We start from the raw sequence: 13039 nt of genomic DNA, 5'->3' as shown, positions 1-13039 counted from the left end.
TACTCACATAAGATACAATCGTTCCCAAGATGAGTACATCCTCTGCACCGGATCCGCTGTCCTCGGCATTGTTCGGCAAGACCCGCCGGGCGGTGCTCGCCTTACTGCTGAGCCATCCAGACCGGTCGTTCTATCTTCGCGAGATTGCCCGGCAGGTGGGAACGGGCTTGGGGGCTGCTCAAAGGGAACTGACACGCCTGGCAGCGGCCGGCGTCATCAGAAGGATCTCGCAGGGTCACCAGACTCACTTCCGCGCCAATCCGGAGTGTCCGGTCTTCGCCGAGTTGCGGGGCATCGTTCTCAAGACCTCAGGCGCCGCCGAAGTCCTCCGCGAAATGCTGTGGCCGCTAAGGGACCGGATCCGCCTTGCGTTCATCTACGGATCAATTGCCCGGGGAGAGCCCCGAGAGGGCAGCGACGTTGATCTCTGTGTCATCGGGGACACGACGTTCTCGGCAGTGGTGGCCGCCTTGGGCGGGGCTCACGACTTGCTGGGCCGGGAAGTGAATCCTACCGTCTATCCGCCCGACGAGTTTCGTCGCAGGTTGGCTCGCAAGGACCACTTCCTCTATGCTCTAAGCCGTGGCCCGCGAATCGTGATTCTCGGAGACGAGCGTGAGCTTGCAGGAATGGCAGAACAACGGCTGGCTGGTCCCTCATCAGACGAGCCCGCAAGAGATAGCAGACCTGCTCGCAGTGGTCGACCGCGACCTCGCCGACGCACAAACGCCGCGGCTCAGCGCTGATTGGCGGCTGAACATCGCCTACAACGCCGCCTTGCAGGCTGCCACGGCGGCCCTCGCTGCCGCCGGGTGCCGGGCGTCACGAGAGGCCCATCATTTCCGTGTCCTACAGTCGCTCCGATTCACGATTCGCCTGGAGGAAAACGCGATTCGGGAGCTGGAGCAGTTCCGCAAGAAGAGGAACATCGGCGGGTATGAGCGGGCGGGGGCCGTGTCCGACCAGGAAGCTGCGGAAATGCTCCTGCTGGCGCAGAAGCTGAGGAGAGCCGTCGTCAATTGGCTGAAATCGGCATATCCACAGTTGGTGCCCTCCGGCGATTGATCCCGGCAGGTCCGCGTCCTGACTGATCGCACGCAAGCAGGGGCTCACTTTTTTTCTGCTCGCAGGTCGTATTTTCCGTCCAGCCCGAGGTCCTGGGGGGCGACGTTGACCGGCCAGTCGCCGGGTTCGGCAAAGGTGCGGCGAACGGCCTCCAGATCCCTGAAACCGAATTCGGCGTTGGGCTCGATGTATGAGCCTTCGCCCCACTCGTTCCAAGCTTCCAGCAGGGCCATCCGCTCGCGATTCATGTCGAGGTCGACCTTCAGCCGGCCGAGGGCTTCCGCGAAATCCCGGGTTCGACGGGCAAACCTGCTGTTGGTGCGCGGGCCGTGCCAGGGACGAGGATCCCAACCCACGGTCAGGAGCGGCACGTAGGGCGGGTTCCCGGCCTGCCGCATGGCTTTCCAGATCGACTCGTGGCCCAGGAGGAATGATCGATAGCTGGATTGAGGCATCGTGGCCCCGGCACCGGAGTAGTTGTAGGCGGTCATCGAGTCGAAGCCGGCCTTCCGAACCATCTCTATGCTATGCGAATCGTTCCCGGTGCAGGCGGCAATATGCAGTCCTGCCAAACCGGCATCGCGAACGCGCCGACGCATCGCGTCGAAAGCCGCCTTGGTTTTCTCCGGTCCACCAAGGTCGGTCAGCAACTCATGGACGCTGAAGAAGCTCACGTAGGGCTTTCCGTCGCGGGTCAGGTAATTCGGTCGGCGGAAGTAGTGTTTGAGCCAGTACTCGGTGACGGCCAGCAACTGGTCGGGCGTGTGGCCGGCGAACGGCGGGTGATTGGCCCACATGACCGCGAACTTCATGTAATCGCGATAGCGGGCGTTGAGGAAGCCGTCATTGAGGGCCCGGCCCAATTCCTCCTTGCCGTCGCGCCAGTACCAGTCGAAGACAAAGAATGAGATGCCGTTTTCGACGGCCCATTTGACGTGCCAGTCGGCGACTTCCGGGAGGCCTTCTTTGTACCATCCGAGCACCGGGTCGCGTTCGGGAAAATCGGCCTGTTTCTGCCAGCGGCTGATTTGATCCGGGGACCAACCGGGGAAGTAATAAACGCCGATCTGGTAGCGTGTCTTCACCGGCCTCGGCTTGGGAACGTCATAGTTGTCGGACCCGCGATCCAGAAGCGTCGGATCTGTGATCGGCTCGTCGACATGCAGGATGCGAGTGAACGTCTGGCCATTGGCGTGCAAGGTAACGCTGGTCGATCCGGGCTTCGACGGGATAATCTCAGTGGCGACCTCGGCGCGCTTGCCGGGTTCGACGGCCGGCATGCTCACAGAAGGCTTCTCACAGCGGACGTTCTCATCGACCGCGAACGACGCCACGCCGGCAGGGACCGCCGGGCCGCCCACGTGTTCCAGCACGGCTTGAACGCCGGCGGCCTTGCCCGGTCTACTAACCGGACGTTCGAAACCCATGTGGCGCAGCCGAAGGAATGGACGTGTCGCATCGTTCTCGTCGATACTCATCGATCGCAACGTAAGGGTCTCGCTTCCGTGCGTGCCGAAAGCCAGAGCGAGATGAGTCACCGTCCCCTTCCACTCCGGGAAGCAGCGGAGATCCAGTTCGATTGAACGAGCATGGCCTTCACCAGCGATGGGGATGGGGCGGCCGATCAGGCCGGGCTGGTCATCGGTCGCCCAGTAAAAGCCCAGCACGTCCTCGCCGGGGCATCGGGCGTCCAACCGAAGGATGAATCGCCGTTCCGCGGCAAAAGGCGCGACTACGACCGCAATGCTCGCCTGCGGAGCGGTCGCCCGCACAACGAGGCCCTCACCGGTCCGCTCAGCCGTGGAGGCGCACATGGGCCGCCACGGGTCGTTCGCGTCGCGAAATGACCATGCCGGGGGGCCTCCGGACTGCGATGCATCCACGATCCGAATGGACGACAAGCGGCATCGGACGCCTGAGGGGGGATCGAAGCGGATCCGGATCACCTTTTGCAGGACGCCCCAGAAGGGCCAGATGGTCAAGCTCTGTCGTCCCCCGGACGGCACGAACGCCAAGTTGACCCATTTGGGCTCGAACCCGCCGTAGGGGCCGGTTGTCTTGTTTGTGAAGAAGAGTTCAGCCCGGCCTGCGGCCGAACAGTCCAGATCGATCGTCACGTACTGCCGGTTGGTGGCCGGCGACAACTCGAACTCGGGACTCACGATGATGGGGTCGGGACCAAGGGCATCGAAGGCTACGCCGTCGGGCCCGAATTCAACGTTCTTGATAGTGCCCCCGGGCAACCAACCGTTCCATCCTGATCGGGAGTCGAAATCCCAACGGGCCAGGACTCTTTCCGTCGCCCCGCGAGCGGGGAAGACGACTACCAGAAAGAACACGCCCAGCAGACCGGCAGCGGAAGATCGCCTATGTTTGCCCATGACGCCAGCTCCCGTGAATTCGTCCCATGAACCGCATTGTGCCCGCATCTCATGCGAGGTCGGAATGGGTTACCCGGATCAGTGGTCCCATTGTACAACGGAGACCGAGAGGAAAGGATGGGAAGAAGAAAGGCAGTCCGGCATTGACGGACGACCCGCGCCGGTTGTTTGAAGGGGTTACAGAAATACCATACCGGCCCGCCAGCGAGGGCCGGACTCCGTTGCCACGTGAACGATGCGGCCGACGCGACGCACGGGCGGACGTCCCTTGGCAGGCACTTCGAGCTCGAGCACTTCGTCGACTTCGATCGGCAACGCCATTGAGATCCTGGCTCCGCCCTGGCTGATGTCCAGGACAATCACCTCCGCCCACATGTCTCCCTTGCCCGGGTGTTCGGTACGTTTGTCCAGCCATCGAGCGCGGGCATTCAGGCAGCATTCGAATCGTGGATGGCGCCTTCGATTGATGGGCTCGGCGCGCGTACCACCCGACGGCGACTGCTGAACAAATGAGTCCAACGAAAGGGACTCATTTGCGGCGCCCTGAGGGGGTACTCGCTGCGGGTCGGCCTCCAGAAGGCCGCGAACGATGGCGTCCCAGGCATCGACCATCTCCGGATCGAAGCAGGTGCTCTTGCCTTCCGCAAGTACCTTGAGCGTCTGTTCGGGGGGGAGCGGCCCGCGATAGGGCCTCGCCGCGCAAATGGCATCGAAGACGTCGATGACCGAACAGATTCGAGCCTCTTCGCTGATCTGTTCGCCGGCCAGACCGATCGGGTACCCCGCCCCGTCAAAACGCTCGTGATGGGAGTGTACCATGTCCATAACGATCTGGGACATGGCAGGGTTTGTCTTGATGAGGTCAAAGCCCGTACCGGGGTGAGACTTGACCAGTTCCCACTCTTCGGGTGAGAGCTTTCCCTCCTTGTTAAGTATCTCCGTGGGGATTCTGCGTTTGCCTACGTGGTGCAGGAGTCCGCCTTCGATCAACGCCGCGTGCCACTGCGAATCGTCCGGTTTGAGCTGCTTGGCGAGCAAGCCGCAGCCCACGCCAACGTTAACCATGTGGGTGACGGTATAGTAATCGTGCGTCGCCATGTCCATCAGGTAGGAGAAGCCCACCTGATCTTCGTCGACCCACTCGGCGAACTGGCGGCTGACGTCTTTTACGGTTTCGAGGGACTCCGGCCGCTCCGGAAAGAGCAGCACGTCGTCAATCATTTTGGTGCATGCCTCCCGGACGATGCGGATTCGCTCGGATCGTTCCCTATGGGGATCGGTGTAGGTCTTCTCGAGGTAGCGGGCGAGAGCTTTGCGATACTCTTTGTGCTGCGACATCGGAACGTACAGGAACCGGACGTTCCGCGGGATCAGCTTCTCTCGCAGCTTGCTGGTAAAGGCGGCACCCTTCGCGCAGTAGAGCACATAGCTGCTACCATCTCCGGCCGAGTCGAGGTATACGTCCATCTCGAGGGTGCCGTCCTCGATGGTGGCAACCTCGACCGGAAAAAACCTCATGGCCTCGCTGCCGACGGCGAGGTCGGATTGGTCGAAGGCAGTCGTTGTCATCTGACCCCCACAAGTTCTCCCTGGTGCAGGGCAAACGTGGCCGTATACGTGTAGATCGGGCTATAATGGGGGTCTCATGATATGTAAATGCTTCCAGCCGATGTGTTAAAACGCGCAACCGCGTCCACGGACATGGCACCAACGCAAGACGCCGCACTCAAGGGAATACCTACCGCGCTTACAGCCGCAAGCTAAGAGAAAGACTGCCCCCGCGGAACCGATAACCGGCCCTGCCGAGTCCGGTAACAGAAAGGTCCGCGGAGGACCTATACTGGTAGGTGTGCAACCCGCATTTTGCCAGTGTCCGGTTGGAAGGCTGTCCCACATAGCTTCCTGAGACAGGCGGTAATACCTTCCGGGCATGCGCGGAGGTTTGGCACTCGACCGGGCCAGAACGCGATCCGCACTTGGCCGGGTGCTGATCAATGCGAGCATACGGCTGATGCTTGAACAATCGCGGCCGGCAGTCATCCGTCCGGACGCGGGCATCCTGGCCCCGGCCTGAGGGGAAGGAAAAGTGACTTGGCGGTTTCCGGAACAGCAAGCCCCAAGGGAAGTCGGCCGGCTTGCGGGGCGCCAGGGCGCAGGGGTTGTGCAAAGGCGGAACCCGTGCTCGCCGGTGAGTTTTGAACGAATCGTCTACCGCCGCTCCGGGAGGGGCAGCCCAAGTCGTGCCATGACCATCTGGAGGTCGCTCCAGGCTTGCGGCTTCTTTCCTGGATCTCGCAAAAGATAGGCGGGGTGAAAGGTGGGCATCAACGGCGTGGCCGGCCCGATCATAGGTGATCCGGACAAGAAGAACTCATGCCAATGGCCTCGGAGCCGGCCAATTCCCTCGGTGGTTCCCAGCAGGGTCTGCGTCGCGGGCTTGCCGAGAGCTACAATGACCTCCGGCGTGATAATGCGAAGCTGCTCTTCGAGGTAGGGCCAACAGGCGGATATCTCGTCAGGAGCAGGCGTGCGGTTCTCCGGCGGACGGCACTTGACGATGTTGCAGATAAACACCTGGTCTCGGGTGAGTCCCATCGCCTCAATCATTCTCGTGAGCAACTGGCCTGCCCGGCCAACAAAGGCGAGCCCCTGCGCATCTTCATCGGCCCCCGGGCCTTCGCCCACGAAGACGAGGCGCGCAGCCGGATTCCCCTGTCCGAAAACGGTCTGCGTTCGCGTCCGCGATAACCGGCACTTCATACAGCCTTTGACTTGCCCTGCGTCCAGGGTCTTGAGGGCCTCCTGCCGACGGAGCAATTCCTCCGGGGAAAGGGCTTGAAGGGCCACAACCGGCTTGTCCCGTCCTGGGGAAGCCGCGGCAGGAGGGTGTTTACCTGAAAGCTGTGCGTGCCGTGGCGGACGTGGGGACAGGGGTGCGGAATCGATCCCCAGAAGCCGATCAATCTCCAGATATCGTTCCAAGGAACCACGAATCTGATCGGGAGGAAGCCCCATGTCGCCCTCGTGTCGGATTGCCCGCGCGACCGCCTCTTTGCCAGGATACCGCTCAGGCAGGCGTTCTTTCTCCGGCGAAGACGGCCATACGTGACAAGTGGACGGTGTTTTAAGCCCCCGCAAAGGCGTCGTCAATCGGCAGGCAGGTGTCAACCGAAAGAGTGTCCGAGGAGGTCGACGATTAAAGGCAAAAATGCGGAAAAACGGCTTGTTCAGGCGGCGCAGATATGCTAGCATGCTGTGCAGCAGGCGGTTGTGGCGGTGCCGAGCATGCAACTCTGGGCTGCCACCATGCACGCCCCGCTCAGGGGCGAGCCGGATGCCTGTTTCCAGTCCGCCGGTTACCGGCCGGCATGATTAAGGAGTATTGCCCGTGTCAACGTCAGGGCGGCGTGGACGGCTCTGATTGCTGACGGCAATCGTGGAGACTGTGGGATGGCGTTCGATTCGAACAGGTACCTTGCGGTAGGTTCCAAGGTCAGAGTAGCCGAACCGATGGAAGTACCCGACTGGTCGACGTGGGATGATGACCACGGCCGCATTTCATCACAGATCAAGAAGCGCCTTCAGACGCTGTTTTTCAAAGGCAATGACAAGATCACGGCGGAAGTGGTGTACATCGCCAAGGAGTCAGAGCGAGAGAAGCTGCGCCGGCTGGGGCGTATCAAACTGCGGCTGCGAGACCAGAGCGGTTGCGCACTGGTGATCACGGCCGATCCCAAGCATCTTGAAAGCGCGTGACTTGCTCCGGTCCGCCCGGCGGTTACCATCACCTGGTTATGAGCGACGCCGGCGTAGTACTCATTCCTCACAGTCTCACCGAAGCACGGCTGTACGTAAAGACGCGGCGGTGCGCGTCGTGCGGAGAGGGGCCGCTGCTGATTTCTCGTGAAGCGCCGGTCTATGATGCCGCCGCACACGGGTTGACGGTGACCGTGGTGTGTGACGAATGCGGCCAACCGGCAAGCATCAGGTTCTGCGTGGCAGAGCTTGAGCGCCGCGGCCCGGTCCTGAGCATGCTCGACGAACTGCGGGACGTTTCGCAACAACCGGCCGCCCAGGTCATCAATCCGACACGCCGCCCGTCGCGTCTGATCGACGTTGCCGGCTGGGTGATGCTGTACACCATGCTGACCGAGGCTGCGCGAACGGAAAGCGTCAAATCGACAAGCATTGAAAGACGGGCGGCCGTACGGCGGATGCGAATCGAGGCCGCCCTGTGTCTCGACGAGGCACTCAAGTTCTTCGACGAGGATAGTGATCTGCCGCCCCGGGAGGCTTTCTTCACGAAGGAGAGCTATGGGCGTTTTCTCGATCGACCCGAGTTATACACCCGGCAGCGGCTTATCGAGATGCGTGGTCAGTCGCCGCGATGAGCCATCCGGCCTCGAAGCACGGCAAGCTGCCGGGCTGGTATCTGCTCGACTGCGGCACGAGCAAGCCCGTGCCGCTGATCCGGTTCCGGCTCGGTTTGCCGAAGGCGACGGGCCCCATGCTGCTACGATAAGGGGATTCGCAGCCGCGTTACGGAGGCCGGAGGCAAGGTGACGACCAGTGAGCCGTCGGGTTTCGGGCGGTCGAGAGGCAGATCTCGCGGGATAACCTCCGCCGGGCTCTCGAACGTGTTGGCGGCGTTGAGCTTGCTGTGAGTGAGCACGGTGCCGGCAAGCTCGGCCGGCCTGGCGCTACCCACCAGCTTGATCGCGACTTCGATCGGCTCGGATGCGTGTGTGTGCGTGAGCGTCAGAGTCAGTTGCCTGTCCCGCACGGACGCGGAGCCCGCTACGCGAAAGATCTTGCGATCCTTTCCATCGAGCGAGAAGGTGACGGGGTCGGCGGCGACGCGAAGCGGGACGGCGGTGCCGTTTTGATGGTCGAGGTACATGCTGAACACGTGGTAGTTGGTCGTCTCGATGAACTTGTCATCGGTGGCCAAGTAGAGCGACTGAAGGCAGTTGACGAGTTGAGCAACGGCACATAGCGAGAGCTTCTCGGCGTGGCGGTGGAAAATGTCGAGCGTCAGACCGGCGACGAGCGCATCGCGGAGCGTGCTGATCTGGCAGAAGTCAAACTCCTTCTTGATCTCGGTCCCCGACGGGTGCCAGCAGCCCCACTCGTCGACAATGAACTTGATCTCGTGCTTGGGGTCGAACTCGCCCATGGCCTTCCAGTGCTCGTTGATGAACGTCTCCATGTAGTTGGCCTTGTCGAGCAGGTCGTACCACTGGGCGGCGTTGAACTGAGTGGCGGTGCCCGAACTTCCGCAGTAGTAGTGACCGGCGAATCCGCTGATCGGGGCGGTTGCGGCGTCGCGCCACTTCTTGAGGAATCGCCGGGTCCACGAGACGTCGCCGCCGTTGGGTCCGCAGGCGACCAAGTAGAGCGGCACGCCGTACTTCGGCACCCAGGTGGTGAACTTGCGGTACTCGGTGCAGTAGTCCTCGGGCGTGTAGGTTCCGCCGCAGCCCCAGTTCTCGTTGCCCACGCCCCAGAAGCGGACCTTGAACGGTTCGTGGTCGCCGTTGGCGTTCCGCTCATCGGCCAGCGTGGTGCTGCCGGCCGGAGCGTTACAGTACTCGACCCATTGTTGGAACTCCTCGGCCGTCCCCGTACCGACATTGGCGGCCAGGTAGGGTTCGGCTCCGACCAGCCGGCAGAACTTGATGAATTCGTGTGTGCCGAAGGCGTTGGGCTCGCCGCGCTCCCCCCAGCGATTGAAGCGCCGCGGGCGACCGGCGGCCGGGCCGATGCCGTCGCGCCAATGATATCGGTCGGCAAAGCAGCCGCCGGGCCAGCGGATCACCGGCGGAGCGATCTTCTTGAAGCTCTCGACCAGAGCCTTGCGGATGCCGTCCACGTTGGGCACTCTGGAGTCGGGCCCGACCCAGATGCCGTCGTAGATAACCCCGCCGATGTGCTCGGTGAAATGGCCGTGGAGCAGCGGACTGATCACGGCCGGCTTGCCATCGGGCTCCCGAATCTGTTCGTCGAGCAGAATATCGAGCGTCGCCCGCGAATCCTTGCTCTCTGCCGCGAACAGGCGAGCCCGCGAACCGGCGCCCAATGCGGCCGCTGCGCCGCAGGCCAGGCTCTTCAGGTAGATCCTCCGGCTGATTCGCGCCTTCATGATGTGACCCTCAATGCTACCGGTGCTCGCCCGATGCGATCCAAGACGCCAGTGGTTTAAGGCTCGCGCTCCCTTCTCACCATGGCACCCGTCAAGGCGGCAGCAGGTTAGTCGGCAATCGTGTAATGCCCGCCGGCGAAGTAGACTCCGGCAGCAACCAGCCGCTTAAGTTGCGGCGAGTTCTGCTGAAAGGCGCTCTTACCGCTGGCGATCCACACGATCTTCCGTCTGTAGTTGCGGAGTCTGTTTCCCTCGCCATCAAGCCACCCCTTGAGCCAAGTCAGCTTATCTAAGATTTCACGAACCGCACCCGCCCCGCTGGCCGAATGGACCTCGATCCAGTACAGGAATTCGGATTTCTCCTTGGTCGCCCACCCGACAACGTAGTCCCATCGGTTCTCATTTGGGCGCAGATTCTCAAGAGCTGCATCGATATCCGCGCTCCCGGCCAGTCTCCTTGTCGCTATTGCATCGACCTTGTTCTGATCGGCAGGACGGAGCGCCTGCTTGCCCGGTCGGTAAGCGTGTTCGAGTCCCGCAGTCTGTTCAACATCGTTTTGGAAGCTCATAACGGAAAGAGCGTCCCCGTATTCGCCATGGCGGTCGCGACCGCCTCGTTCGCCCGACCGCTGAAGTCGAGCATCCCACCCCAACTCGACTCGGTCTTGTCCAGCGAGGCAGGGTCCAAGCCGGTGATATCGTGGACTTGACCACTGTCACCATCGAAGAAATACACTTTGCATTCCTTCCTGAGCGCGTTGGCTGCAACGGTGCGCAGGCCTTGCGTATTCGGCGCCTCGAACACCTGCAGCAGCTTCTCGGGTTTTGCCTGCGTCCTCCCAAGCTTCTGAATCACCCACACGAGATCAAGTACCTGCGGGACATGAGTGGAGATGCAGACTCGATAGCCGCGGTCCAGCAACTCGAGCACGAGCAGCAATACCGCTGTGATGGCCCGCGGATGCATGCCCATCTCCGGCTCCTCGATGATCACCCATTGAACATCGTTGCGGCGGGACACTTTTGCCGGGGGCATAAGCCAATACAGACCCAGCAACAAGGGCACAAACTCTCTCTGCCCCGCCGACCAAACCATGTAAGGCAGGGGGGCGGTCCCCGCCGTCTGGCCAAGAACGAGCCGTTTTTGCGACCTGAGTGCGTCCACCTTGAGACGAAACTGCTGGAAGATCGTCTTCTCCAGCAGCTTGCGGTACTCGCTTTTCAGCCGGTTGCTCTTTGGAAAGACCGCGTCTCCGGCACCAAGTTCTTGTTCCATGAGAAGTCGAAGCTTCTCGCTGAACGATCGCACCGCGAAGGGATCGCCAGCAGAGAAATCACTGAAAGGACGAGGCCAGCCGTCACGAAGCGTCAGCACGCGCTGCGCCGGAACCAGAAAGACGGACTCCTTCTTGCTGACCGCCTTTCGACTGATCTTCTTGTTCGCATCCCATGGTTGATGGTCCCAGAGCACTTCACTTAGACCTTCCTGCCAGACCGTGTGCATGCCCTCGCCGAAATAGAGATCAAGGAACTTCGAGACACTCTTTCCCCAATCCAAGCCGTATTGGGACAGTTGAGCCTGAACGAGGCCTGTGTCCAGAACCAGTTTCAGCCATTGCAAGGCGATGCTCTTGCCGCTGGCCTGTGGGCCGACAAGGACCGTCAGATCGCCGAAAGAGAGATTCGCCTCTTGAATCTGACCGATGTTTCGCAATTCTAACGACGGAGGCATGTGCTGATCCTCTCAGACTGTCGTGAAGTTGATGCGAGCAACAATAAGCCGAACATCATGATGGACTGCAACAAGACCCTGTGCGGGACCGGCATCCGTCTTGCCGGTCCAGTCGACCGGCTGGAAGCCGGCCTGACAAGCTCCGTCAGAGTGCCTTGGTCCCATTCTCGTGATCGGCCTCGTACTGGAACCTAGAAACGCTGCAACCGCCGCCCGTCCAGTATTGTACCGCTGATCGGCAAAGTCACCAAGGATGTTTGAATGGTTTGCATGGACACAGGACGGTTCGTCATTCCTTTTGTTGTTCGATAGAATCGGAGTAATGACAGAACCACGACGGACGCGAGTCGCACAATGAACCGTGCGCTATCGAAGTGAGCAGCGGGCCAGAACTGATTTCGACTCACACAACAATGACGACGAGGATCACTGATGAAAGAAAAGCTGTTTGTGGGCTCCTGGCTGTTGGCACAAGTCCTTGTCACAGGCATGGCTCTGGGCGCAGAAAGCTGGACGGCGCCGACGGTGCGGCTTCCGGCTGCCGAGCGGCACCCCGTGATTGCCTGCGCACCCGAGGAGTTGGCCCGGCTCCGCGCCGCCTACCAGGCGGGCGGGCCCGCACATGTTGTCGCCGCCAACATCGTCAAGGCGACCGACAAGTTTCTGGACGACCCGGTCACATTTCCGCCGCGGGGCGGGCAGCACAACCAGTGGTATCAGTGCGACAAGTGCGAACTGGGCCTCAAGACGCTCAGCGACACGCAGCATCAATGCCCCAAGTGCGGCAAGATCTATACCGGAGAGCCCTACGATGACGTGGTCTTCAAGCGGCATCACAGCCGAAACCTCAGCCAGATGCGTCAGGCGGCTTGGGCCTATGCCATCACCGGCGATCGCAAGTACGCGGACTATGTCGTGAAGATCCTGCTCGGCTATGCCGACCGCTATCTCAAGTACCCCTATCACACCAATAGCGCAACGAAGCAACCCAAGGGGCTCTCGGGCGGACACATCGACGAACAGACGCTTGGCGAGGCGACCGCCCTGTCCCGGCAGATCGCTCCGGCCTATGACTTGATTCACGATTCTCCGGCCTTATCCGACGCCGATCGCAAAGCCGTCGAGGAGCAACTCATCCTGCCGATGCTGAAGAACATCGACAAGCACAAGGCCGGCAAGAGCAACTGGCAGACGTGGCACAACGCGGCCATGCTCTGGGGCGGCGCGGTGATCGGCGACGAAGCCTGGATCCGCAAAGCCATCGAGCAGCCGGGTCAGGGCTTCGCCTTTCAGATGAGCCACTGCCTGTCCGAGGAAGGCATGTGGTACGAGAACAGTTGGGGCTATCACTTCTACACGCTGGATGCGCTGGTGGAAACCTGCGAGGGTGCCCGTCGGCTGGGAATCGATCTGTGGAGCCATCCGAATCTCAAGAAGATGTTCCTGCTGCCGATCCGCTACGCCATGGCCAACGGTTCGCTCCCGCGATTCGGGGACGATGTCAACGCCTCCACACAAAGGATCGGCTCACTCGGTGAACCAGCTTACCTGGTCTATCGCGAGCCGCTGCTGGTCCCCTATCTGTCAAAGACACCCACGCCTGAGAACATCATGCTGGGCCGCAAGATCGAGAGGCAGGCGCTTGAGCACAAACCGTCTCCTATTAGTCCCTGATCAAGCATACTCCGGCGAGGTTTTCTCGCTTTGTTCGTAAAAAAG

General features: G+C 61.3%; 12 protein-coding genes. 6 read left to right on the top strand and 6 right to left on the bottom strand.

The genetic code is table 11. The features are described 5' to 3' along the window. Window positions 1–29 precede the first annotated feature (29 nt). Both PLL20_08455 and PLL20_08450 read left to right on the top strand, forming a co-directional pair. Window positions 30–746 (top strand): nucleotidyltransferase domain-containing protein, encoded by a 717-nt coding sequence (locus tag PLL20_08455; GenBank protein ID HPD30009.1) that lies wholly within the window; start codon window positions 30–32, stop codon window positions 744–746. Further along, window positions 697–1065, top strand: a complete 369-nt coding sequence (locus tag PLL20_08450; GenBank protein HPD30008.1) for a hypothetical protein — start codon at window positions 697–699, stop codon at window positions 1063–1065. The genes PLL20_08455 and PLL20_08450 overlap by 50 nt, the downstream gene beginning before the upstream one ends. Before the next feature lie 44 nt (window positions 1066–1109). On the opposite strand, the gene PLL20_08445 is transcribed toward PLL20_08450, so the two are convergent. From PLL20_08445 to PLL20_08435, 3 genes are all read right to left on the bottom strand, one after another. After that, window positions 1110–3446 (bottom strand): glycoside hydrolase family 99-like domain-containing protein, encoded by a 2337-nt coding sequence (locus PLL20_08445; GenBank protein ID HPD30007.1) that lies wholly within the window; start codon window positions 3444–3446, stop codon window positions 1110–1112. Between the two features lie 177 nt (window positions 3447–3623). Then, window positions 3624–5015: an HD domain-containing phosphohydrolase gene (locus PLL20_08440; GenBank protein HPD30006.1), complete on the bottom strand. Its 1392-nt coding sequence runs from the start codon at window positions 5013–5015 to the stop codon at window positions 3624–3626. A 639-nt stretch (window positions 5016–5654) separates the two neighbouring features. Continuing rightward, window positions 5655–6461 (bottom strand): uracil-DNA glycosylase, encoded by an 807-nt coding sequence (locus PLL20_08435; protein ID HPD30005.1) that lies wholly within the window; start codon window positions 6459–6461, stop codon window positions 5655–5657. Window positions 6462–6896: 435 nt separating this feature from the next. Between PLL20_08435 and PLL20_08430 the strand changes: the two genes are divergently transcribed. Genes PLL20_08430 through PLL20_08420 form a run of 3 tightly spaced genes read left to right on the top strand, consistent with a single transcriptional unit; the run spans window position 6897 to window position 7968 of the window. Beyond that, entirely contained in the window at window positions 6897–7202 is a 306-nt protein-coding gene (locus tag PLL20_08430) for a hypothetical protein (GenBank protein HPD30004.1), read from the top strand. Further along, window positions 7199–7837, top strand: coding sequence for a hypothetical protein (locus PLL20_08425; protein HPD30003.1), 639 nt, complete (start codon window positions 7199–7201; stop codon window positions 7835–7837). Before PLL20_08430 ends, PLL20_08425 begins: the two co-directional genes overlap by 4 nt. Continuing rightward, a complete protein-coding gene (locus PLL20_08420; GenBank protein ID HPD30002.1) occupies window positions 7834–7968 on the top strand; it encodes a hypothetical protein in 135 nt (44 codons plus the stop codon). Before PLL20_08425 ends, PLL20_08420 begins: the two co-directional genes overlap by 4 nt. Here PLL20_08420 and PLL20_08415 read toward each other — a convergent pair. From PLL20_08415 to PLL20_08405, 3 genes are all read right to left on the bottom strand, one after another. Continuing rightward, complete coding sequence (locus tag PLL20_08415; GenBank protein ID HPD30001.1) at window positions 7960–9588, bottom strand: alpha-L-arabinofuranosidase C-terminal domain-containing protein; 1629 nt, start codon at window positions 9586–9588, stop codon at window positions 7960–7962. The genes PLL20_08420 and PLL20_08415 overlap by 9 nt on opposite strands. 107 nt (window positions 9589–9695) lie before the next feature. Further along, window positions 9696–10157, bottom strand: coding sequence for a hypothetical protein (locus PLL20_08410; GenBank protein ID HPD30000.1), 462 nt, complete (start codon window positions 10155–10157; stop codon window positions 9696–9698). Continuing rightward, complete coding sequence (locus tag PLL20_08405) at window positions 10154–11320, bottom strand: AAA family ATPase (protein ID HPD29999.1); 1167 nt, start codon at window positions 11318–11320, stop codon at window positions 10154–10156. Before PLL20_08405 ends, PLL20_08410 begins: the two co-directional genes overlap by 4 nt. 432 nt (window positions 11321–11752) lie before the next feature. Here PLL20_08405 and PLL20_08400 point away from each other — a divergent pair, with 432 nt between their 5' ends. Beyond that, window positions 11753–12994, top strand: coding sequence for an alginate lyase family protein (locus PLL20_08400; protein ID HPD29998.1), 1242 nt, complete (start codon window positions 11753–11755; stop codon window positions 12992–12994). Window positions 12995–13039: the final 45 nt, after the last annotated feature.

This window comes from Phycisphaerae bacterium, from assembly GCA_035384605.1.
Classification (GTDB): Bacteria; Planctomycetota; Phycisphaerae; order UBA1845; family PWPN01; genus JAUCQB01.
Note: the sequence above shows the minus strand (reverse complement) of the source record. Positions and strands in the feature narration are given on the sequence as shown.